This is a genomic window from Roseateles sp. GW821-FHT03B02, assembly GCF_059421025.1.
In genome coordinates, this window is sequence record NZ_JBWKUV010000002.1 from 337,821 (window position 1) to 359,517 (window position 21,697).

The window sequence follows — 21,697 nt, forward strand, 5'->3', positions numbered from 1 at the left end:
ACCATGCTCAATGCCATCGTCGACGCCTCCCTGCGCTACAAGGTCCTTGTCATCGTCGCCTTCACCGTGCTGGTGGGGCTGGGGGTACAGGCTTTCCGGGAAGTGCCTGTAGACGCGTTTCCGGACGTGACGCCCATACAGGTGAACATCTATACCGAATCCCCTGGCCTCGCTGCGGAGGATGTGGAGAAGCTGCTGACCACACCCATCGAAGGCGCCATGGCTGGCCTGCCGGGCGTGGAGGAGGTGCGTTCGGTCTCCCTCTTTGGCCTGTCCTATGTTGGCGTCTACTTCAAGGACAACGTCGACATCTACTTCGCGCGCCGCCTGGTTGGCGAGAAGCTGCAGGAGGCCAAGGAGCGCCTGCCGCAAGGCTACGGGGAGCCAGTGCTCGGACCGAACAGCTCCGGCCTTGGGCAGGTGTTCTGGTACACGATCGAGTCGGCGGACAGCAAGCTGACCGCGATGGATCTGCGCACGCTGCATGACTGGACAGTTCGGCTCATCCTGCGCACGGCACCGGGTGTGGACGATGTCATCTCTTGGGGCGGTCACGAGAAACAGTTCCAGGTCCAGATCGATCCGCGCAAGCTCATTAAGTACGGCCTGAGCTTTAAACAGGTGATGGAGCGCCTGGCAGCCAACAACAAGCAGGTCGGCGGCCAGTACATCAACCTCGGCGCGGAGCAGTACCTCGTGCGAGGCCTTGGGCTCGTCACAGGCACAGCTGACATCGGAACCATCGTCGTCGAGGAGCGCAATGGAGCGCCCATCTACGTTCGCGACATAGCCGAGGTGAAAGAAGCGCCGGCGTTGCGCTTCGGTGCCGTGACCCGCAACGGCAAGGAGACCGTGCTGGGCATGGCCCTGGCGCGCGTCAACGAGAACGCCAAAAGCGTCGTCGACGCGGTGAAGGCCAAGATCTCGACCGCCCAGGCGGCGTTGCCTAAGGGTGTAGAACTCAAGGCGATCTACGACCGCACGGAGATCGTCGCCAAGGCGTTGAAGACGGCCGAGAGCGCCCTGGTCGAAGGCTCGGTGCTGGTCGCGATCGTCCTGTTCCTGTTCCTGGGCGAGGTGCGCTCGGCCGTGGTGGTCATCGTGACCCTCCCGCTGGCCATGCTCATCGCCTTCCTGCTGATGAACCAGTTTGGTCTTTCCGCCAACCTGATGTCACTGGCCGGGTTGGCGATCGGGACCGGAATGATGGTCGACGGGGCTGTCGTCATGGTTGAGAACGCCTTCCGGCTTCTGGCCCACGCGAAGGAGTCGGGCGGGCCGATCGACAAGACGCACTTGATCCTCGAGGCTGCGCGCGAGGTGGCCAACCCGATCGCGTTTGCCATCCTCATCATCATCGTGGTCTTCATGCCGCTGTTTTCGCTCAGCGGTTTGGAGGGGAAGCTGTTCAAGCCGATGGCCCTGACCATCACCTTCGCGATGGCCGGCTCACTGCTCCTATCGCTGACCTTGGTACCGGTGCTTGCCGCTTTGATTCTCAAGCCTAAAGAGGAGAAGGACACCTTCATCGTGGCGCGCGCCAAGCGCGTGTACCTGCCGCTGCTGGACTGGGCGCTGGACAGAAAGCGCCTGGTCGTAGGCATCGCGGTCGTGCTGCTGATCGGCTCTTTGGCCCTGTTCCCCTTCCTGGGCAAGGAGTTCATGCCCCAACTGCAGGAAGGTTCCATCATGTTCCGGATCACCGGGATCCCGTCCACATCGCTGGATGAATCGATTCGGGTTTCGAACGAGGTGGACGCCAACCTGCGAAAGAACTTTCCGCAGGTGAAGACCGTGCTGGCAACCATCGGGCGCGCCGAACGGGGCGAGACGGCGGACGTGAACTACATGGAGGTGCTGCTGGAGCTCAAGCCGCAGTCCGAGTGGCCGGACAAGATCTCCTACGGTGGCCTGGCGTCCCAGATGCAAGAGTCGCTGGAGAAGCAGGTGCCGACGGCCGTCTTCGGCGCGACGCAGCCGATTCAGATGCGGGTGGAGGAACTGATCTCTGGCGTGCGCGCCACGTTGGCTCTGAAGTTGTATGGCGAGGATCTGAACACGCTGGACCGACTCACTGGTGAGATCAAAAACGTGCTGAACAAGGTGCCGGGCGTGGCCGACCTATCTGCCGAAGCCAACAAGGGCAAGCCGCAATTGGTCATCAAGGTCGATCGGGAGTCCGCAGCACGGTATGGGATCAATGCCGACGAGATCCTGGAGGTGGTTCAGGCCGGTATCGGCGGGGCCACGGTCAGCACGCTGATCGACGGAACCAAACGTTTCGATATCGCGGTACGCCTCGCTGACGAGTTCCGCGCCGACCCAGCTTCGATCGCGGCCATTCCGATCCGCACAGGGGAGGGTGCGCTCGTGCCGTTCTCGCAGGTGGCCAAGATCGAGATGGCCGAGGGCTACTCGTTTGTGCGCCGGGAATCGTTGCAGCGCTACTCCGTCCTGCAGATGGACGTCAAAGGCCGGGACGTGGACAGTTTCGTCAAGGAGGCCGGCACTCGCCTGACAGCTAACGTGAAGTTGCCGCCCGGCTACTGGGTCGAGTGGGGCGGGGCGTTCGAGAACCAACAGCGCGCCATGGCGCGCCTGGCGGTGATCGTGCCGCTGACCATCGGCTTGATCTTCATCCTGCTGTACACGGCATTCAACTCGGTCCGGCACGCGACGCTCATCATCGCCAACGTGCCCTTCGCCATCATCGGCGGCATCGTCGGGCTCTTCATCAGTGGCCAGTACCTGTCCGTGCCGTCAGCCATCGGCTTCATCGCGGTATTCGGCGTGGCCATGCTGAACGGTATCGTGATGGTCTCGTTCCTGAACGACCTGAGGCGCCAAGGCTTGCCGATTCGCGAGGCGGTGCGCCACGGGGCAGCGCTGCGCCTGCGACCGGTGCTGATGACGGCTTCGGTGGCCATCCTGGGTCTCATCCCGATGCTGATCTCGACTGGAGTCGGAGCGGAAACGCAGAGGCCCCTTGCCACGGTGGTGGTCGGCGGCCTTTTCACGTCGACGGCGCTCACCCTGCTGCTGCTGCCGCTCATCTACGAATGGTCCGAGTCCCGCGCGGCAGCACGTCAGGCCGCTAGGGAGCCGGCCGCGTCGCACGCCGCCAACGAGATTGGCGTGCACCACCCAGAACCACCCGAGGAGTCGACATGAAGCAGATCAAGGCCTACATCCATAGCCATCGCGCAGCAGACGTCATCGAGGCCATCAAGTCCACGAAGGCCTGGGAGATCCTGGACGGCGACCCGCATCACTACCACCTGAGCGCCACGCCTTCGCAGGGAACCCTTCCGCCGATCGACGACGCCGAACAGCACTTCTCCGTCAACCTCGGCCTCGCGGTGGTCAACGAAGTGCGGCTCGAGCTGCATTGCGACGACGACTGCGTCGATGAGATCGTCAAGGCGATCCGACGATCGGCGCGCACGGGCCAGCGCACGGCTGGCTGGGTCTACGTCACGACGATCGACGCCGCGCACGAAATTCATTGAACCGGCGCGGGAACTCCGCGCCCTACGAAGGAGCAACACATGGGATTTTTGGATCGACTGCTGAAGAGCGGACTGGGCGGTCACGGGGGCGGCGGGTACCACGGAGGGGGACGCTCGCGCGAGGGCGGACATGGAGGTCACGGCAGCCATGGCGGTCACGGGGACGGCTACTACCCGCCTGCGCAGAACGTACCGCCCCAACCAGCTACGGCCGCGTCCAGCGGCTTGATCTGTGCCAAGTGCGGCACTCCAGGAGCGTCCGGTGCACGGTTTTGCAGCGGCTGCGGCGGCCAACTGGTGGCTGCCGCCTGCCAGGGCTGTGGGACGCCGTTCGCCCCGGGCGCACGGTTCTGCAACCAGTGTGGCAGGCCGGCGCCGTAGTAGCTATGAATCGACGTACTGTGATTGCGTGCCTTGCGACTATCGCGGGACCGCTTTTGTCTGGCTGCGCGGAGCGGCCTCTGAAACCACCCGACGACAGATACTGTTTCCGGGTGAAGACCAAGACAGGATCGAAGCCGACGTGCACGCCTGCAGCAGTGCCAGATCTGGCGGCAGACGCACAGGCGAAGAAGTTCGAGCCCGTTCCAGGCAGCCTCGTCGTCTACCTCGTGCGCCGGCGGTGGGGTGATGTGGTGAACGTGGTTAACGTCGGGGTCGATGGCGGGGCTCTGGTGGCAACCACGCCGGCGTCATTCGTCAGGTTGATCCTGACGCCGGGTTCTCATCGGCTGGGCTATGAGTGGAAGAAGGGCAAGGGCGACCTTGAACTTCGTGGAGACGCCGGCCAAGTGCTCTTCGTGGAGCTGATCGGCAGCCTTTGGTTCTGGAACGAGTGGTACCGCCTGGAAATGGCTGATGCCTCTATCCGGGATAGGGCGATCAAGAGTCGCCTGGTGGCCGACGTTAAGGTGGCTGGAAGTGAATGATGGACAAGAGGCGACAGGACATTGAGAAAGAGGAAATGGCTCCCGACCTTCCTCCTGAATCAGCGGCGGCGCACTTCGAGGCAATCGGCAAAGCCATCGGCGACATTGACGTGATCGTGCGAGGGCTCCTCGAGCGGACGCCACCGACCAAGCCCTGGCAGCGCCAGCTGAGAATGCATCTCCAGGACGCGGATCGTCACGTTGAGATCCTGCGCCTGGCGATTTCTCTCGAGCATGACCTGACCGAAATTCATGACTCAGCGCGCAAGCTCAAGCAGGTGATCGAGACTGCCAACGTGCAGGTCGTGGGCGGACGCGCTGACGGAATTACTCGCAATGCCTTGATGGTCGCGTACCGGAACGCCTCCCTGCTGAGCTGCTTGCTTGCACCCTGAAGCTGAACCGATCGCGTTGGAGGAGAACTGCGATGACCGACGGCCGAGCAAAAGCCCACGAGCGTTACCACGTTGCTATGGTGGAAGTGAAACGCCGCCTGCGCGCCGTCAACCGCATCCTGGGCGCCAAGAAGTCCCGCACGCTCACTCTGGACACGGACAACGAGTTCTCCTGGCTCCAGGTGCGCAAGGTCATTGAACTGGTGGCCTTCGCGGGAATTTCATCGGACGAGGCGCGCTATGCCGCATTGCGCATGGAGGCCAAGGACAACCCGGACTACACCCGTGACTGGAAGGTCGGAGACATCCTGAAGCGACTCTCGAAGATCACGCCGCACTTCCTGCCGATCCCTATTGGCAGCGTCCAGGTGATGGGCGACGGCCTGTGGCACTTCAATGAGGGGAAGGAAAAGCAGACCCTTGAGCGCTTCGTCGAGATTTATGAGCGCGCCGGCGAGCACCTTCACGTGCCCAACCCCTTCGGCGAGGTCTCTCTGGAACAACACCAGCAACTGGTGACCTCGTCGAGGAAACAGCTTTACAAGGACGTTCTGTACCTGACCAGCGTGCTATGGACGCATGCCAAGGTTGGTCTGGAGTTCGATCCTAAGGATGACGAGCCGCGTGGGGCGGCCAATCCGATTTCTGCGTGGCTGGTTCAGCTCGGGAAGCCGGAAACGGACGAGGTTCGCGTCGTGCTGGCAGAAGGGATTGATCGACCCGAAGGACGTGCCGACAAGGAGGACGTGCCAAGTGACGAATGAATCAGCGCTGCCTTTGACGGCGCTTTGGCAGAACGAGTTCAACGCCGACAACCTGATCGACTACGCACGCGCGTCGAAGGATTTGTCGGAGTACATCCGCGTGCTGGTCAAGGAGGGCTACCGGCACTTGGTCGTGCCTAGCCGAGGCGCAGTACCGTTCATCAGCGCTGCCGCGGCTGCCTGGCGTCTCGATATCCGATCGCTGCCGACCTATGACGAGCGCTTGAAGGAAATGAGTGAGCTGACCTACTCCCCGTTCCATCAGAAGCTCATCCTGCCGTTCTCCGCCGACCCGCAGGACGCAACGCAGACTACGGCGGCGATCAGGCGCTACTGGAGCCGCGTTCTTGCTGGGATCGTGCGACGTGACGGGACTGATCCCTACCTCACGTTCTACAAGGTACTGGTCGAAAACCTGGCCAAGAGGAACTGGCTGGCAGCGCTGCCCAGCAAGCTCCCAACCGAGAACTTCATCTTCGTGGACACGGTCGTATCAGGGCGTGCTATCTGCGAAATCTTCAGGGCCTTCGAAGAGGTTGGACTCGACAAGTGCCACTTCATTCTGATCGTCGACGCCCGGGGCGCGGAGGTGGCGCAGCGGTACCAGCGGGAGATCAAGGCGATGGCGGATCAGGGGCGGTGCACGGTTCTCCCCGTCAACAGGCTTTTCACGGAAGACCGCGGGCCTGCCGTCAGTGGGGTCTGGAGCACGGTCTATCCACAGATACTGGATGCCGTCCGACAGCGGTTTGAATGGGCAAGGGATGCCTATGGCGCAGGTACGTTCTATCACCAGGTGTCGAGCTCACAAGTGAAGCCTCGTCAGGGCATTGGGACCCCTGACTACAACATGCCAGTCACGCAGATGTATGCATCCCTGTATGTAGGCATCTCGACGGCAGTGAGGGCGCTGCGAGACGCCGAAGCGGCGGAGAAGAAGCTGGCCGATCAGGTCGGTCGCGAGTCGAGCGCCTTCGCGGAGATGCTTGCTGAGCGCCAGGCCGACATCGATCTCGACCTTCGCCGCCAACTCGAATACCAGCTCATGAAATTCCGGGAGGCTGTGGAGGAAATGAAGCCGTACAGCCCTTTGGACAAGGAGACAACCCGGATCCTGGCCGAACCCCGCGTTCATGAGGCGCATCCGGACGCCGTTGTGACGGTCTCAAGTTCCCACCTTGTGCGTGTCACGCTGCCTGACTCAGAGATCTCCCGGGTGATGCTCGAGGCTGAGCGGGAAATTGCGTTGGGCAAGGACGTGCTGGATGACGACTGGTTCCGGTAGGCCTACCGAGAACTGGAACGCGGTGGCGAGACCCGGCTGGCGTGTTCGAGCCACCGCGGCCGCCGCATCAGTGTTGATCTGTGGTCTGTTTATCCACGTGCTCAGCGCCAGCCACTTGCGTTGGATTCCTCAAGTTGGAGCTGCCCCTGGCCCATCGATCAGCGTCAGACTTGTACCCCTGCGCCGCGCGGCACCTGAGGTCGTCGCGGCCGTCCCTGCTAGAAGGCCTCAAGCGGCAAGCTCACGGACGGGATGGAATAGGGGCGCCGCGAGCAACGCGCAGCCGTCGGGCACGGCTCCAATGGCTGGTCAGGATGTAAATGCCGACAAGCAGCCAGGTGAGCCAGAACAGCTTGAACCCGGCACCGTGCCACCGCCGATCCGTCTTGATCTTGGCGTGGCCATGGCCGGCGCGCGCCCGGAGTTCCGCAGGATGGCCGATAGCGCTGGCGTCGCACTCCAGCTCGGCGGGCTGTCGAAGGACGAACGCATCGCGCTTGCAATCACTCGGACCGAGAAGCGCGATTGCCTGGGGCCGCGCAAGGACCTGAAGGCAGACCTGGTCCAGCTCGCGATCTACCTGCACACGGTGGCCAGCGGCAAATGCAAAGGACAGTAGCCGCGGGTCACGCTGGCGCCAACATGACGGATTTGTAATGCGAAGGCCACGCTTCCCGTTGGGGACGGATTTCTAAAGTTCCTTCCATGGTGAACGCCTCAGGTGGCTCTCCCGAGTCACCCGTCCGCCGAAGTAGGAACTCTCATGAACCGCACCATTTCCGCCTCCGCCCTGATCGCCAGCCTTGTGTTCGCCGTGGGCGCTGCCCAGGCAGGTACTGCCGCTGGGAACGACCGCATGTTCAACGGCAAGTCGGTCCACGGCGAGGCCGTCACCGCCACCCAAGGCGCGCGTGTGGTCAAGGTCGATGCTGGCAAGGCCATCAACGTGAACTGCGGCGACGTGGTGACGTTCCAGAGCGCGGGCAAGAGCTTCACGTGGAAATTCAGTTCCGCCAGCCATCGCGCACTCGACGTCCGCGACATCGCGCCCCAAGGCTTCACCGACAAGAAGTTGATGGTCTACGTGTCCCGCGCCGATAGCGAAGGCGCATGACCCTCCGAGCCCTGCGATCCGCGGTCGGAAACGAACCGCGGGTCTGGGCGAACAGCTTCCAGTAAGGCGAAGCACCGCTGCTTTGCGAACGATTTCACTGGAACAGCCAAGGCCAATTCACCCTCGTTTAACCGTTTCAAGACACAATCCGGTCCATGCGTCGCTGGCTGACCATCCTTTTGCTGTTCATCCTGCCCGTCCAGTTCGCCTGGTCGGCAGCGGCAGCCTATTGCCAGCACGAGCAGATCCCTGCCAAGGCGCACATCGGTCACCATGCCCATGAGCATGGGGTACCCGGTGATGCCGGATCCAAGGTGTCCGGCAAGCATCTCGACGACAAGTCGCCTTCCAAGGGCGGCAAGCTGCTCGGGGACAACGACTGTGGCTATTGCCAATTGAGCTTCGCGAAGCCGCTGGTGCCCGTCGCGCTGCAATTCGACAACAACGTCGCATTCACTCTGGACCCTGCGTCCAACCAGGCCTTCCGTTCGCGCGGGCCTGACCTCCTCGAACGCCCCAACTGGCGCGTCGCCTGATTCGGCGAGCGCAGTTTCGTTCCAACCCCTCTCGTTTGATGCGGCCCTAGCCGCAGCACTGCACTCGCCGAAACCCTCGCGTTGTCCCTACAACCCTGGAGTTTTCGATGCGCAGAACCTTCGTGCCGCTTGCATGCGCGGCACTCATTTCCTCCCTTGCCCAGGCGCAGTCGTCTGGGATCCCTCCCGCTTCCGCTGACGTTCAGATCGCTCAGGCGACAGTACCAGCCACCCCGACGGTCGCCCCGCAAACCACGCCGTTGTCCTTGAGGACGGCGGTCGACACGGCGCTGGCACAGAACCCCCAGCTTCGTGCCGCCGCAGCCGAGCTCGATGCCAATGACGGCACTGTCCGCCAGGCCGGCCTCATCCCGAATCCGGTGCTTGGCGTGGACCAAGAGGACCTCAAGTCCGGCACCCGCGTCACGACGATGCAACTCAGCCAGACGCTGGAGACCGGCGGCAAGCGAGCGGCGCGGGTTGAGCTGGCACAGCGCGGCAAGGACATTGCAGCGCTGGATCTGATCGCTCGCCGCGCTGACATCCGTGCCACGGCCGTCCAGGCCTTCTTTGACGCACTGACGGCCCAAGAGCGCGTCAAGGTCGCTGAAGAATCGCTGCGGATCGCCGGCAGTGGCGTTGATGCCGCCGCACGTCGGGTGACCGCCGGGAAGGTGTCGCCCACGGAGGAGACGCGCGCTCGAGTCGCTGCTTCAACCGCTCGAATCGATCTGCGCCAAGCGCAAGCCGAGAGTTCGGCCGCGCTGCGTGCGCTGACCGCCGTTATGGGCGTGCCTGAGGGCACCATCCAGCGCCTGGACGGCAGCGTCGACGTGTTGCCGGTAGCCCCGTCAGCGCCCGACATCATGGCGCGGCTGCCCGATGCGCCGGCCGTGCGCCGCGCTTTGCTTGAGGTCCAGCGCGCCGATGCGGGCTACACCCTTGCTCGTGCCAAAGGCGTGCCGGACGTGACTGTGGGCGTTGGTGCCCGCCGCGCCCAGGAACTGGGTCGGACGCAGGCTGTGTTCAGCGTGTCGGTGCCGCTTCCGTTCTTTGACCGGAACCAAGGCGCCCAGTTGGAGGCTCTGCGTCGCCGGGACGCCGCGCAAGCCAACGCCCAGGCCGAGGAGCTGCGCCTGCGCTCTGAAGTGCTGCAGATGGCAGACCTCCTGCAGGCGCGCAAGGACGAGGTCGAAGCGCTGCGCCGCGAGGTGCTGCCTGGTGCGCAGAGTGCTTACGAGGCGGCCAAGACCGGCTTCGAGCTCGGCAAGTTCAGCTTCCTGGACGCCCTCGATGCCCAGCGCACCTGGCTTCAGGTCCGCAGCCAGTACTACACCGCGGTGGCCCAAGTTCACCGCACTGCTGCAGAGATCGACCGCCAGCTCGGCACCACGACTGATCGCCCCTGAGGCACACCCAACATGAAATTCACGATGAACGACAAGCAAAGCACGCTCGACCGCCTGCGTGGCAGCCTGGGCAAGAAGCAACTGATCGCCATTGCCGCCGTGCTGGCGCTGGGCGCCGTCGGTACGGTGTCCATCCTTCGCATGGGCGGCAGTGCACCTGCCGCCGAGGAAGAGCATGGTCACGGCCACGATGAAGCAAAGGGGCACGCCGACGGTGAGCACCATGGCGAGGCCAAGGGCGAAAAGGGTCACAAGGACGCCGAAGGTCACGGTGACGGCGAGCACCACGAAGAAGCCAAGAAGGGCGCCAACGGTGGTGACGTCATCGGCACGCAGAAGGAAGTCAGCGTTGAGCTTCTCCTGGCCGACCAGGGCGGATCTCCTCGCATCAAGCTGTGGCTGACCAAGGGCGGCAAGCCGCTGCAGCTCAGCCAGCAGCAAGTGGCTGTGACGCTGGAGCGTCCCGGGCAGAACCCCGAAAAGATCGCGTTCGCACTCGAAGGCGGTGCCCTGGTCAGCGCCCAGATCATCAGCGAGCCGCACCTGTTCAAGGGCACCGTTGAGGTTCAGACCGGCGGTGGCGTCGCCCAGTTCCCCTTTGTCAAGGATGAGGGTGCCGTCACCATGACCGCAGACCAGATCAAGGCAGCGGGCATCTCGCTGGATACCTCCGCGCCTTCAACCATCCGTTCGGCGCTCCAATTGCCCGGCGAGATCGCCTTCAACGAAGACCGGACCGCTCACGTCGTGCCGCGTGTTGGTGGCGTTGTGGAATCGGTCGCCGTGTCCCTGGGTCAACAGGTCGTGAAGGGCCAGGTCCTGGCTGTCATCAGCAGCTCCAGCGTCTCCGACCAGCGAGCCGAGTTTCAGAACTCCCAGAAGCGCCTCCAACTGGCTCGCACGACCTACGAACGTGAGAAGCAGCTCTTCGAACAGCGAATCTCGCCCCAGCAGGACGTTCAGCAGGCTGAGCAGGCCATGCGCGAAGCCGAGATCGCCGTCGCCAACGCACGCCAGAAGTTGCAGGCAATTGGCGCGTCGGCGGACTCGTCGGCCCTGAACCGGTTCGAGCTGCGCGCGCCCTTCAACGGGATCATCGTTGAGAAGCACATCGCGCTGGGTGAACAGGTGCGTGAGGACACCAACGTCTTCACCATCTCTGATCTGAAGTCCGTCTGGGCTCAGATCAATGTGCCCGCGCGCGACCTGCCGCAGGTGCGCATCGGCGAGAACGTGGTCATCAAGTCCACCGCCTTCGAGCAGAAGGCCGTCGGCAAGGTGGCCTATGTCGGCGCCTTGATTGGCGAGCAAACCCGCACGGCCCAGGCGCGCGTCGTTGTCGACAACCCCAACACCGCATGGCGTCCCGGCCTGTTCGTGAACGTCGAGGTCTCGGCTGGCGAATCCAGCGTCCCGGTCTCGGTGACTGCTGACGCCATCCAGACCATGGAGGGCAAGTCCATCGTGTTCGTCCGTACGCCGAGCGGCTTTGCGCCGGTACCGGTCGAGCTGGGTCGAAGCGACGGCAAGCGCACCGAGGTGACGTCCGGCCTGAAGGCAGGCGCGCAGTACGCGACGTCGGGTAGCTTCGTCATCAAGTCTGAAGCCGGCAAGGCCTCGGCCAGCCACGAGCACTGAAAGAGGCGTCCACATGTTTGAACGCATCATTCGTTTTGCCATCGAGCATCGATGGCTCGTCATGTTGGCTGTGCTCGGCATGGCCGCGCTGGGCGTCTTCAGCTACCAGAAGCTGCCCATCGACGCGGTCCCCGACATCACCAACGTCCAGGTCCAGATCAATACCAAGGCGCCCGGCTACTCGCCGCTCGAAACCGAGCAGCGCGTGACCTACCCGATCGAAACGGTCATGGCGGGCTTGCCCGGCCTTGAACAGACCCGCTCGCTGTCGCGCTACGGCCTGTCCCAGGTCACGGTGATCTTCAAGGAAGGCACCGACATCTACTTCGCCCGCCAGCTGGTCAATGAGCGCATCCAAAGCGCTCGCGGTCAGATGCCGGCCGGTGTGGAGCCGAACATCGGTCCCATCTCCACCGGCCTCGGTGAGATCTACCTGTGGACGGTCGAGTCGCAGCCGGGGGCAAAGAAGCCCAACGGCGAGCCTTACACGGCCACCGACCTGCGCGAGATCCAGGACTGGGTCATCAAGCCCCAGTTGCGCAACGTGACCGGTGTCACCGAGATCAACACCATCGGTGGCTATGCCAAGGAGTACCACGTTGCTCCCGATCCGAGCCGTCTGGCTTCCTATGGCATCACGCTGGCGGACGTCGTCAACGCGCTGGAACGCAACAACGCCAACGTGGGCGCCGGCTACATCGAGCGCCGCGGCGAGCAGTACCTGATCCGCGCCCCGGGCCAGGTCCGCTCCATCGCCGACATCGGCAACGTGGTCCTGCGCAACGAGGGCAGCGTGCCGGTCCGCATCAAGGATGTGGCCAGCGTCGAGCTCGGCCGCGAACTGCGCACGGGTGCGGCGACCGACAACGGCAAAGAAGTGGTGCTGGGCACCGTCTTCATGCTGATCGGCGAGAACAGCCGCACCGTTTCCCAGGCCGTCGACAAGAAGATGGCTGAGATCAACAAGAACCTCCCGGCCGGCATCCACGCCGTCACGGTCTACGACCGCACGACCCTGGTCGACAAAGCCATCGGCACGGTCAAGAAGAACCTGATGGAGGGCGCGATCCTGGTGATCGTCATCCTCTTCCTGTTCCTCGGCAACATCCGTGCGGCGCTGCTGACCGCGATGGTGATCCCGCTGTCCATGCTCTTCACGTTCACGGGCATGGTGAACCAAAAGGTCAGTGCGAACCTGATGAGCCTCGGAGCCTTGGACTTCGGGATCATCATCGACGGCGCGGTCGTGATCGTCGAGAACTGCGTACGCCGCCTGGCGCATGCACAGGAGCACAAGGGGAGGTCGCTGACGCGCTCAGAACGCTTCCACGAGGTGTTCCTGGCGTCGCAGGAGGCCCGGCGTCCGCTGCTGTTCGGGCAGCTGATCATCATGATCGTCTACCTGCCGATCTTTGCGCTGGCTGGCGTCGAAGGGAAGATGTTCCACCCGATGGCGTTCACGGTCGTGATCGCGCTGGTGGGCGCCATGATCCTGTCGATGACCTTCGTGCCGGCAGCCGTCGCGCTGTTCATCGGCGAGAAGGTCGCCGAGAAGGAAAACTTCCTGATGGGCTGGGCGCGCCGCGCCTATGAGCCGGCGCTGAAGCGTGTCATGAACGCCAAGCCGCTGGTCATCACCTTCGCGCTGGTCACGGTGTTCCTGTCCGGCCTGCTTGCAACCCGCATGGGCAGCGAGTTCGTGCCGAGCTTGAATGAAGGCGACTTCTCCATTCAGACTTTGCGGATCCCGGGCACCAGCCTGTCGCAGTCGGTTGCGATGCAGCAGCAACTGGAATCGACGCTGAAGACCAAGTTCCCGGAAATCGAGCGTGTGTTCGCCCGTACCGGTACCGCGGAAATCGCGTCCGACCCCATGCCGCCCAACATCTCGGATGCCTACGTGATGCTGAAGCCCGTGTCCGAATGGCCGGAGCCGCGCAAGACGCGTGACGAACTGGCCGCTCTGGTCAAGGCCGAGGTAGAGAAGATGCCGGGCCAGAACTACGAGTTCTCGCAGCCCATCCAGCTGCGGTTCAACGAGCTGATCTCCGGCGTGCGCTCCGACGTGGCCGTCAAGGTGTTCGGTGACGACATGGACGTCATGAACAACGCCGCTGGCCGTATCGCTGCGGTGCTGAAGGGCATTTCCGGCGCGACCGAGGTCAACATCGAGCAGACCACTGGCCTGCCGATGCTGAGCGTGCAGATCGACCGGGAGAAGACGGCGCGCTATGGCCTGAACGTCCAGGACGTGCAGGACACGCTGGCCACCGCCGTCGGCGGCAAGGAAGGCGGCACGATGTTCGAGGGTGACCGTCGCTTCGACATCATCGTTCGCGTGCCCGAGAACGTGCGCTCGGACCTGGAGGCCATCAAGCGCCTGCCGGTGCCTCTGCCTGCGAGCGGCACCAGCAGCGCCCGGAAGTTCATCCCGCTGAGCGAGGTGGCCGATCTGTCGCTGTCACCTGGTCCCAACCAGGTGAGCCGCGAGAACGGCAAGCGCCGCGTGGTGGTCAGCGCCAACGTGCGCGGCCGCGACATCGGCACCTTCGTCGCTGAGGCCGAGCAGGCCATCCAGCAACAGGTCAAGCTGCCCACGGGCTACTGGATGACCTGGGGCGGCCAGTTCGAGAACCTGCAGTCGGCGACGAATCGCCTGAAGATCGTCGTGCCGGTGTCCCTGCTGCTGGTCTTCACGCTGCTGTTCGTGATGTTCGGCAATGCCAAGGACGGCTTGCTGGTGTTCACCGGCATCCCGTTCGCGCTGACGGGCGGCATCGTGGCTCTGTGGTTGCGGGACATTCCGATGTCCATCTCCGCGGCAGTCGGCTTCATCGCGCTATCCGGCGTGGCGGTGCTGAACGGCCTGGTGATGATCTCCTTCATCCGCAACCTGCGGGAGTCGGGTCGTAGCCTGGACGAGGCCATCTTCGAAGGCGCCATCACCCGGTTGCGACCGGTCTTGATGACCGCGCTGGTCGCATCGCTGGGCTTCGTGCCCATGGCGATCGCTACCGGCACGGGCGCCGAGGTGCAGCGTCCGTTGGCCACGGTCGTGATCGGCGGCATCTTGTCTTCGACGGCACTGACCTTGTTGGTGCTGCCGGTGCTGTATCGCATCGCCCACCGCAAGGATGACGAGGAAGACGCGCCTGCGCCGCGCGCCAAGCCGGATCAGGAGGTGCTTGCATGAACGCACTGCCGCATTGCGCGGCGCACCGGCCGCAAGGCCGGTGTTTCGCGGACCTGAGCCTCTGGCATGGAGGGCGGCCGCAAGGCCGCAGGGCCTCATGAAAATCCTGGTCGTCGAAGACGAAGTCAAGGCGGCCGCTTACCTGCGCAAAGGACTGACCGAGGAGGGCTACCAAGTCGAGGTAGCTCACACCGGCGTCGACGGACTCCACATGGCGTCCGTGAACGAGTACGACCTTGTCATCCTGGATTGGATGCTTCCGGGCATCGATGGGCTGGCGGTCCTCTCGGCTTTGCGTCATACGCGGTCGGTTCCGGTCCTCATGCTGACCGCGCGCGGCCAGATCGAGGATCGGGTGCGCGGCCTGCAGAGTGGGGCGGACGACTACCTGATCAAGCCATTTGCCTTCTCGGAGCTGGTCGCGCGCGTCCAGGTGCTCCTGCGTCGGGGAAGCGTGCACCGGAATGACACGGAAACGCTGGTCATGAAGGTGGCCGATCTCGAGGTCGACACGGTGCGCCGCAAGGCGACCCGGGCAGGTCAGCGCCTGGAGCTCACACCCAAGGAGTTCAGCCTGCTGATCTTGCTGCTGCGGCGCAAGACCCATGTGCTCTCGCGTACGGAAATTGCGGCCCAGGTCTGGGACATGAACTTCGACAGCGAGACCAACGTCGTCGAGGTGGCAATCCGTCGCTTGCGGGCGAAGTTGGACCAGCCCTTCGAGAAACCGCTGCTCCACACCGTGCGCGGCGTGGGGTACGTGCTGGAGGAACGGCCATGAATGTGTCGAGCATCCAAGCACCGAGCCTTCGAGCGCGGTTGTCGCGCCAGTTTGCCCTGCAAACCATGGTCGGCCTGAGCCTGGTCTGCGGCGCGGTCTACCTGGTGATCTCGCTCACGCTGTCCGCTCGCCAGGACGACACCCTGGTCAAGAAGCGGATCGCGGTCCAGCGACTTCTCAAGGAGGGGCAGGAAGTCCATGACATCCCGGGCATCAAGCACCTGATGAGTGATTTCCTGGCCGGTCATGACGATCTGTCACTGGTGGTTCGGCAGGAGAACCGTGCCGCTGTCTTCGAGAAGGACGATCCCAAGCGCCCTGATTCGATGAGCAAGCGGCTGAGCTTCCCGGTTCAGCTACCGACGGAGCTGGGCGGGGCAGGGCAGGCGGAACTCATCTACGACGTCAGTAAGGATGAATCACTGCTGAGCCGCCTGTGGTGGACGCTGCTGACCGCCTCCATCCTGGGGACTTTTGCGGTCTCGGCGACAGGCTTCGTACTGGTGAAGAGAGGGCTGGCGCCACTGAATGCGTTGGCGCGTCGGACCTCCGAGCTCGATGCGAGCCGCCTTGATCAGCGGCTGGATGCGGCGGGCCAGCCTGAGGAAGTCCAGTCGCTGCTCCTGCAGTTCAATGCGCTGTTGGACCGACTACAAGTCGCGTACCAGCAGATGGGGGCATTCAATGCCGACGTCGCGCACGAACTGAACAATCCGCTTTCAATCCTGATCGGCAGCTGCGAAGTGGCCCTCAGGCGGCCTCGATCTGCGGCTGAACTGCATGACACGCTCTCCTCCAACCTTGAGGAGCTGCGACGGATCGCGACCATCGTGGCGGACATGCTCTTTCTATCGAGCGCTGAACGCGGAACACCTGCGCGCCGATCCTTTCCAATGAGCATTGCCGACCTCGCAGCGGAAGTCGCGGACTTTCACGAGTTCGTCCTGGAAGAGGCCGAACTGCGCGTGGAGGTGCGTGGAGATGCACGCGCAGCGGTAGACGCCGGCCTGGTTCGGCGGGCGATGTCCAACCTGCTGAGCAATGCGTCGCGCTATGCCACCCGTGGCTCCCTGATCGAGGTGCGCATTGCGCGAGTCGATCCTCGGCACGTTTCGATCGGGGTGCACAACCAGGGGCCGGTCATCCCGGCCGAGCATCTGCCGCGTCTGTTCGACCGGTTCTACCGCGTCGATCCGTCACGAACAAATGCCGACCGAAACCACGGTTTGGGACTGTCCATCGTCGCAGCCATTGCACGCATGCACGGTGGGACCGCCATCGCGGAGTCAACGGATCAAGGTACGTACATCCGCTTCACGCTGGAGGACCCTGGTGCGTCTGACGCGAAGGCGGTGGCGGCCCCTGCCGCGTCGGGGAGGCCGTCATGACCTTAAACACACCTTGGAAAGGAGGCCGCCATGTTGAACTTGTTTGAGCACTTGCGTGAGCGGCATCCGGGGTTGGCGACCTACATCTTCGGCACCTCCGTTGCGGTCATCGTCATTTCCTTGCTGCTGCTGATCTACTTCCTTCGCCAGGACCGCGCCAAGAAGGAACAGCGGCGCGAGGAGCGTCGTGACAAGCGCCGTCGGGCACGCCAAAAGCGGTGACCTCCTACACAGGCCACTGCTAGGATCATTCGGTGCGCAAAGCTCTCCTGACCTTCTTGCTCGCAGTGCTGCCTTTCCAGTTCGTCTGGGGGGCGGCCGCTGGATACTGTCAGCACGAGCAGGGCACGGAGGTGAGCCATTTTGGACACCACGCGCACAAGCACGCAGGCAAGTTTGCCAAGACCTCCGACGCCTCGGCCGACAAGAGCCAGCAGGGCGGCGCCGATGACGCCGACTGCATTGCTTGCCACATGAGTGGCGGCACTGTGATGTCGGACGCTCAGACTCTTCCCAGGGTCGACCAGATCGCTCAGCCGGTCACGACCGTTCGGGGAGCGCACTCCAGGTTGTTGGTACCCACCATTGACCGGCCCAAATGGGCATCGCTGACTTGATCTGAGCCCGGCGCGCAAGCGACGGGTAGGCCGCCGGAAACGTTCAGCCGGCGATACCGATGGACTCCATGGCCGCTGGCCAAAGCGAGTCCGATCAGCAGGCAGCCAGCACAACCTCACCCCAACTGCTGGCCGCCGCCTTCCAAGAAAGCGACGCCGTTCATGAGCAAGAACCAGAAGCTGCGGCTGGATCTCCCGTTGGTGCTGCCGGACATCCACGGCACCGACGATCCCTGCGTGAAGCGCCTGCAGGACAAGCTGGCCGGTCGACCTGGCATCGATGCCGCCCACGTCACTGGCGTTGCCGAGGGCAAGCCCCAGTTATGCGTGCACTACGACCCCAACGTGATCTCGCTAGGCCGCGTTCGCGAGCTGGTCGAGTCTGAAGGGCTCGAACTCACGGATCGGTTCGCGCATATTCTGGGACGGGTCAACCTGCCCATGCACGCGCGATTTGCCCAGCGGCTCGCTGAACAGCTCCGGGCTTTGGAGGGTGTCATCGAGGCGGACGTTTCGCCCGGCGGCGTGGTGCGCATTGAGTTTGATCGGACGCGCATCGACGAGGCCAAACTGAACCAGCGTCTGACTTCGCTTGACATCACGATCGACGGCGACAAAGGCGCATCGAAAGCCCCGGTTCGCAAAACGACCAGCCAACCCGTCGCTGCCGCGCCAGAACCGGGCGAATCTGCGGACAAGGCTGCCAACGATGAGCACGCGGGACACGACCACAGCGACCGTGACCACGACCCGAAGGCCAGCCATGACCATGCCGGCGAGGAAAAGGGCAAGGTTGCGCACAAGCACGATGAGAAAGGGCATGCCGGCCATTCCCACGACAAGGAGGGGGAGGGCGGCGAGCACAGCCATGAACACGGCGGGCTGTTCGGTGAAAAGACAGAGCTGATCTTTGCCAGTTTGTCGGGCATGGCCCTCTTGGCCGGCTGGCTGATCGGCCGCGCAGGCACGGGACCCGATTGGCTACCGACGGCGTGCTACGTACTCGCGTATTTCTTCGGCGGGTATTACACGGTCAAGGAAGCGATCGAGAACCTGCGCGCCAAGCGATTCGAGATCGACACCCTCATGCTTGTCGCCGCGGCCGGCGCCGCCGCCCTGGGTTCGTGGGCTGAAGGCGCTCTGCTGCTGTTCCTGTTCAGCATGGGTCACTCGTTGGAGCATTACGCCATGGGACGGGCGCGGCGCGCGATCGAGGCGTTGGCCAAGCTCGCGCCGGAAACGGCCACAGTCCGACGCGACTCCGGAACCGAAGTGGTAGCTCTGGACAAGCTGCAGGTGGGTGATGTCGTCGTCGTGAAGCCTAACGAGCGCCTCCCCGCGGACGGCGTGGTCGTGGTGGGAACTTCGAGCGTCAACCAGGCGCCGGTCACCGGTGAAAGCGTGCCGGTCGACAAGCGACCTGTGGAAGACGGCAAGACGGCCATCGGCAACTTCGAGCGAGTCGCCGCGGAGAACCGAGTCTTCGCCGGCACGATCAATGGCGCTGGCGCAATGGACGTGATGGTGGCGCGCAAGTCCGACCAATCGACGATGGCGCGCGTCATCAAGATGGTGACAGAGGCGGAGGCACAGCGGTCACCGACTCAGCAGTTCACCGAGAAGTTCGAGCGGATCTTTGTGCCATCAGTGCTGTTGCTGGTTGGCCTGTTGCTCTGCGCAGGCTTCGTCATCGACGAGCCGTTCTCGCAGACGTTCTATCGGGCAATGGCCGTGCTGGTGGCTGCAAGCCCCTGCGCTTTGGCGATCTCCGTGCCCAGCGCCGTTTTGAGCGGCGTGGCGCGCGCGGCACGCGGCGGTGTGCTGGTCAAGGGTGGCGGCCCGCTGGAGAACCTGGGCACGCTGACGTCCATCGCCTTCGACAAGACCGGCACCCTGACCGAGGGCAAGCCGAAGCTGACCGACGTCGTGCCTGCGCAGGGGGTGCCTGAGGAGGAATTGCTGGCAGTGGCGCTTGCGGTGGAAGAGCACAGCGACCACCCGCTCGCGGCCGCCATCGTGACGGGTGCCAAGGAGCGTCTGGGAGACAAGGCCAACTTGCTGCAGGCGTCTGAGGTCAAGAGCATCACGGGACGGGGTGTGCAGGCGCAGCTCAGCGGCGAGACCGTGCACATCGGTAAGCCGGTGTTGTTCACCGAGCTGCCCGACTCCAACGTACCCACGGATGTCGACGAGGCGAACAAGAAGCTCGTGGCCGACGGGCGGACCACCATGATCGTTCGCAAGGGCAGCCAGTTCCTGGGCGTGATCGGAGTGATGGACACGCCGCGGCCCGTGGCGGGAGAGGTCATGGCCGAGCTGCGCAAGCTGGGCATCGAGCGCTTGATCATGATCTCTGGTGACAACCAGAAGGTGGCCGAAGCAGTAGCCCAGACGGTCGGTCTGACCGAGGCTCGGGGCGACCTGATGCCAGAGCAGAAGGTTGAGGAGATCAAGAAGCTCCGGACCGAGCACGGGAAGGTCGCGATGGTGGGAGACGGCGTCAACGATGCACCGGCCATGGCCAACGCGACCGTGGGCATCGCCATGGGTGCAGCCGGCTCCGACGTTGCGCTGGAAACGGCCGACGTTGCGCTGATGGCAGACGACCTGGCGCAGCTTCCATTCGCGGTAGGCCTGTCTCGCAGCACGAGTCGCGTGATCAAGCAGAACCTGTGGGTGAGCCTGGGCGTCGTTGCGGTGCTGATTCCTTCGACCATCCTCGGCCTGAGCATCGGAACCGCCGTGATCTTCCACGAGGGGTCGACGCTGCTCGTGGTGTTCAACGCATTGCGGTTGCTGGCCTACAAGCCCTTCGACAAGAGCGCGAAGGCGGCTGACGCTGGGAAGCCCGCCGAGGCGAAGGGCTGAGGCTGCCATGAGACCCGAGGATCAACAGAATCGTCCGACACCGACGGTTCAGGCCATGGACGATGACGACGGCGACCTGACAGACATGTTGGGAGAGCTGCGGGTACTGCTACCCACCGCCCAGCTGCTGTCCGCCTTCCTGATCGCCGTTCCGTTCGCACCGGGATTCAAGAGCATCGTCCAGGCTGAGAAGAACGTCTTCCTGGCCACGTTCATGCTCTCGGTGGCGGCCCTGGTGCTGTTCACGGCGCCGGCTGTCCAGCACCGGCTGATGCGGCCCTTGCGAAGGCGGGCGGATTTCAAGGCGAGGGCGAGCAGGCAGATGCTGGTCGGCGCAGCACTTTTAGCGATCGCGTTGGTCCTGGCGACGCAGTTCGTGCTGTCTGAGGTGCTGGGGCACACCGTTGGCAACGTCGCAGCGGCCGTCATCGGAACGCTCATCGGCCTGATGTGGTTGCTGGTGCCGCTGACCTGGAACCGAAAGCAGTCCGCATGAGCGCCCAGCCGATATCGCTTGCCGGCGTGATGATGTTTGCCGCAGTGCCTGCGGCGGCAGTGATCGTGGGCGGTGTCGTGGCGGCAGTGCGCACGCCAGGCCCGAAGGTGCAGAGCGCCGTTCAGCACGTTGCCGCCGGCGTGCTTTTCGCAGCGTTGGCAACTGAGCTTCTTCCCGACGTCGTTCACCGTCGGTTGCCGTGGGTGACTCTGGGTGGCTTCGCGCTGGGTGTGATTGCCATGCTCCTCCTCAAGGCGCTGGCGCGCCGGCTCGAGGAGCGCGAGGAGAAGACCGCGCCTTCCGCGCTACCCACGAGCCTGTTGCTGGCCTCAGCGCTCGATATCGCCCTGGATGGGCTGTTGATTGGCGTGAGCTTTGCTGCCGGGGAGCGGCAGGGCTTGCTGATCACGATCGCGATGACGCTCGAGGTGCTATTCCTCGGCGTGGCAACCGCAGCTGCAGTTCGAGGGCTAAACGCGCGTCGGTTGGTGTTGGCCACGACCATCACCTTTGCTGTGCTGCTCATGGCCGGCGCAGGCATTGGGGCTTACTTCCTGGCCAGCGCCAGTCCTATCGTGCTGGACGGCGTGCTGTCTTTTGGTGTGGCTGCGCTGCTCTATCTAGTCACGGAGGAGTTGTTGACGGAGGCTCATGAGGTCGACGAAACACCCGTTCTGACGTCCATGTTCTTCGTCGGGTTCCTGGCGCTCCTGATGATCGAGATGATGGTCTGATCTGACGACCGTAGCCTGCGCCGAATGAAGGAGCGTCGGGG

20 protein-coding genes are annotated in these 21,697 nt (G+C 63.7%); all 20 read left to right on the top strand.

Features of this window, described 5'->3' with window-relative positions; translation table 11 throughout:
- Positions 1-3: 3 nt before the first annotated feature.
- The gene (locus AC07VX_RS07845) at positions 4-3,171 is read left to right on the top strand and encodes an efflux RND transporter permease subunit (protein ID WP_088481196.1); all 3,168 of its coding nucleotides are present in this window, start codon (positions 4-6) and stop codon (positions 3,169-3,171) included.
- On the top strand, positions 3,168-3,509 hold the full coding sequence (locus AC07VX_RS07850; protein ID WP_268149253.1) for a P-II family nitrogen regulator: 342 nt from the start codon (positions 3,168-3,170) through the stop codon (positions 3,507-3,509). Before AC07VX_RS07845 ends, AC07VX_RS07850 begins: the two co-directional genes overlap by 4 nt.
- Positions 3,510-3,548: 39 nt before the next feature.
- Positions 3,549-3,890 carry a zinc ribbon domain-containing protein gene (locus AC07VX_RS07855; RefSeq protein WP_378990667.1) on the top strand — a complete coding sequence of 114 codons (342 nt, stop codon included), beginning with the start codon at positions 3,549-3,551 and terminating at the stop codon, positions 3,888-3,890.
- Between the two features lie 113 nt (positions 3,891-4,003).
- Positions 4,004-4,438 (top strand): hypothetical protein, encoded by a 435-nt coding sequence (locus tag AC07VX_RS07860; protein ID WP_268149251.1) that lies wholly within the window; start codon positions 4,004-4,006, stop codon positions 4,436-4,438.
- Positions 4,438-4,833: a hypothetical protein gene (locus AC07VX_RS07865; protein ID WP_268149249.1), complete on the top strand. Its 396-nt coding sequence runs from the start codon at positions 4,438-4,440 to the stop codon at positions 4,831-4,833. The genes AC07VX_RS07860 and AC07VX_RS07865 overlap by 1 nt, the downstream gene beginning before the upstream one ends.
- A 32-nt stretch (positions 4,834-4,865) precedes the next feature.
- The gene (locus AC07VX_RS07870; RefSeq protein ID WP_268149247.1) at positions 4,866-5,597 is read left to right on the top strand and encodes a hypothetical protein; all 732 of its coding nucleotides are present in this window, start codon (positions 4,866-4,868) and stop codon (positions 5,595-5,597) included.
- Positions 5,587-6,882, top strand: a complete 1,296-nt coding sequence (locus AC07VX_RS07875) for a hypothetical protein (protein ID WP_158218120.1) — start codon at positions 5,587-5,589, stop codon at positions 6,880-6,882. The genes AC07VX_RS07870 and AC07VX_RS07875 overlap by 11 nt, the downstream gene beginning before the upstream one ends.
- Positions 6,883-7,183: 301 nt before the next feature.
- Entirely contained in the window at positions 7,184-7,501 is a 318-nt protein-coding gene (locus AC07VX_RS07880) for a hypothetical protein (protein ID WP_144397096.1), read from the top strand.
- Between the two features lie 144 nt (positions 7,502-7,645).
- Positions 7,646-7,996, top strand: a complete 351-nt coding sequence (locus AC07VX_RS07885) for a CzcE family metal-binding protein (protein ID WP_144397095.1) — start codon at positions 7,646-7,648, stop codon at positions 7,994-7,996.
- A 155-nt stretch (positions 7,997-8,151) separates the two neighbouring features.
- Complete coding sequence (locus tag AC07VX_RS07890; RefSeq protein WP_088481193.1) at positions 8,152-8,532, top strand: DUF2946 family protein; 381 nt, start codon at positions 8,152-8,154, stop codon at positions 8,530-8,532.
- Positions 8,533-8,639: 107 nt separating this feature from the next.
- Positions 8,640-9,941, top strand: a complete 1,302-nt coding sequence (locus tag AC07VX_RS07895; protein WP_088481192.1) for a TolC family protein — start codon at positions 8,640-8,642, stop codon at positions 9,939-9,941.
- A 99-nt stretch (positions 9,942-10,040) separates the two neighbouring features.
- Positions 10,041-11,579 carry an efflux RND transporter periplasmic adaptor subunit gene (locus AC07VX_RS07900; RefSeq protein WP_493164207.1) on the top strand — a complete coding sequence of 513 codons (1,539 nt, stop codon included), beginning with the start codon at positions 10,041-10,043 and terminating at the stop codon, positions 11,577-11,579.
- Between the two features lie 13 nt (positions 11,580-11,592).
- Entirely contained in the window at positions 11,593-14,772 is a 3,180-nt protein-coding gene (locus tag AC07VX_RS07905; protein ID WP_088481190.1) for a CusA/CzcA family heavy metal efflux RND transporter, read from the top strand.
- A gap of 97 nt (positions 14,773-14,869) precedes the next feature.
- Positions 14,870-15,553: a heavy metal response regulator transcription factor gene (locus tag AC07VX_RS07910; RefSeq protein WP_088481189.1), complete on the top strand. Its 684-nt coding sequence runs from the start codon at positions 14,870-14,872 to the stop codon at positions 15,551-15,553.
- Positions 15,550-16,941, top strand: a complete 1,392-nt coding sequence (locus AC07VX_RS07915) for a heavy metal sensor histidine kinase (RefSeq protein WP_088481188.1) — start codon at positions 15,550-15,552, stop codon at positions 16,939-16,941. Before AC07VX_RS07910 ends, AC07VX_RS07915 begins: the two co-directional genes overlap by 4 nt.
- Positions 16,942-16,971: 30 nt before the next feature.
- A complete protein-coding gene (locus AC07VX_RS07920) occupies positions 16,972-17,163 on the top strand; it encodes a hypothetical protein (protein ID WP_088481187.1) in 192 nt (63 codons plus the stop codon).
- A 32-nt stretch (positions 17,164-17,195) separates the two neighbouring features.
- Complete coding sequence (gene czcI / locus AC07VX_RS07925) at positions 17,196-17,558, top strand: cation efflux protein, CzcI family (protein ID WP_088481186.1); 363 nt, start codon at positions 17,196-17,198, stop codon at positions 17,556-17,558.
- Between the two features lie 162 nt (positions 17,559-17,720).
- Positions 17,721-20,426, top strand: coding sequence for a heavy metal translocating P-type ATPase (locus AC07VX_RS07930; RefSeq protein WP_493164211.1), 2,706 nt, complete (start codon positions 17,721-17,723; stop codon positions 20,424-20,426).
- Positions 20,427-20,481: 55 nt separating this feature from the next.
- Positions 20,482-20,922: a DUF6328 family protein gene (locus AC07VX_RS07935; protein WP_241516792.1), complete on the top strand. Its 441-nt coding sequence runs from the start codon at positions 20,482-20,484 to the stop codon at positions 20,920-20,922.
- Positions 20,919-21,656, top strand: coding sequence for a ZIP family metal transporter (locus AC07VX_RS07940; protein ID WP_088481183.1), 738 nt, complete (start codon positions 20,919-20,921; stop codon positions 21,654-21,656). The genes AC07VX_RS07935 and AC07VX_RS07940 overlap by 4 nt, the downstream gene beginning before the upstream one ends.
- The last annotated feature ends 41 nt before the right edge of the window (positions 21,657-21,697 follow it).

What these genes read in the sequence shown, in the direction of transcription:
- AC07VX_RS07845 (WP_088481196.1), top strand. Translation starts at nt 4, where the DNA reads ATGCTCAATGCCATCGTCGACGCCTCCCTGCGCTACAAGGTCCTTGTC.
- AC07VX_RS07850 (WP_268149253.1), top strand. Translation starts at nt 3,168, where the DNA reads ATGAAGCAGATCAAGGCCTACATCCATAGCCATCGCGCAGCAGACGTC.
- AC07VX_RS07855 (WP_378990667.1), top strand. Translation starts at nt 3,549, where the DNA reads ATGGGATTTTTGGATCGACTGCTGAAGAGCGGACTGGGCGGTCACGGG.
- AC07VX_RS07865 (WP_268149249.1), top strand. Translation starts at nt 4,438, where the DNA reads ATGGACAAGAGGCGACAGGACATTGAGAAAGAGGAAATGGCTCCCGAC.
- AC07VX_RS07870 (WP_268149247.1), top strand. Translation starts at nt 4,866, where the DNA reads ATGACCGACGGCCGAGCAAAAGCCCACGAGCGTTACCACGTTGCTATG.
- AC07VX_RS07880 (WP_144397096.1), top strand. Translation starts at nt 7,184, where the DNA reads ATGGCTGGTCAGGATGTAAATGCCGACAAGCAGCCAGGTGAGCCAGAA.
- AC07VX_RS07885 (WP_144397095.1), top strand. Translation starts at nt 7,646, where the DNA reads ATGAACCGCACCATTTCCGCCTCCGCCCTGATCGCCAGCCTTGTGTTC.
- AC07VX_RS07890 (WP_088481193.1), top strand. Translation starts at nt 8,152, where the DNA reads ATGCGTCGCTGGCTGACCATCCTTTTGCTGTTCATCCTGCCCGTCCAG.
- AC07VX_RS07895 (WP_088481192.1), top strand. Translation starts at nt 8,640, where the DNA reads ATGCGCAGAACCTTCGTGCCGCTTGCATGCGCGGCACTCATTTCCTCC.
- AC07VX_RS07905 (WP_088481190.1), top strand. Translation starts at nt 11,593, where the DNA reads ATGTTTGAACGCATCATTCGTTTTGCCATCGAGCATCGATGGCTCGTC.
- AC07VX_RS07910 (WP_088481189.1), top strand. Translation starts at nt 14,870, where the DNA reads ATGAAAATCCTGGTCGTCGAAGACGAAGTCAAGGCGGCCGCTTACCTG.
- AC07VX_RS07915 (WP_088481188.1), top strand. Translation starts at nt 15,550, where the DNA reads ATGAATGTGTCGAGCATCCAAGCACCGAGCCTTCGAGCGCGGTTGTCG.
- AC07VX_RS07920 (WP_088481187.1), top strand. Translation starts at nt 16,972, where the DNA reads ATGTTGAACTTGTTTGAGCACTTGCGTGAGCGGCATCCGGGGTTGGCG.
- AC07VX_RS07930 (WP_493164211.1), top strand. Translation starts at nt 17,721, where the DNA reads ATGAGCAAGAACCAGAAGCTGCGGCTGGATCTCCCGTTGGTGCTGCCG.
- AC07VX_RS07935 (WP_241516792.1), top strand. Translation starts at nt 20,482, where the DNA reads ATGGACGATGACGACGGCGACCTGACAGACATGTTGGGAGAGCTGCGG.
- AC07VX_RS07940 (WP_088481183.1), top strand. Translation starts at nt 20,919, where the DNA reads ATGAGCGCCCAGCCGATATCGCTTGCCGGCGTGATGATGTTTGCCGCA.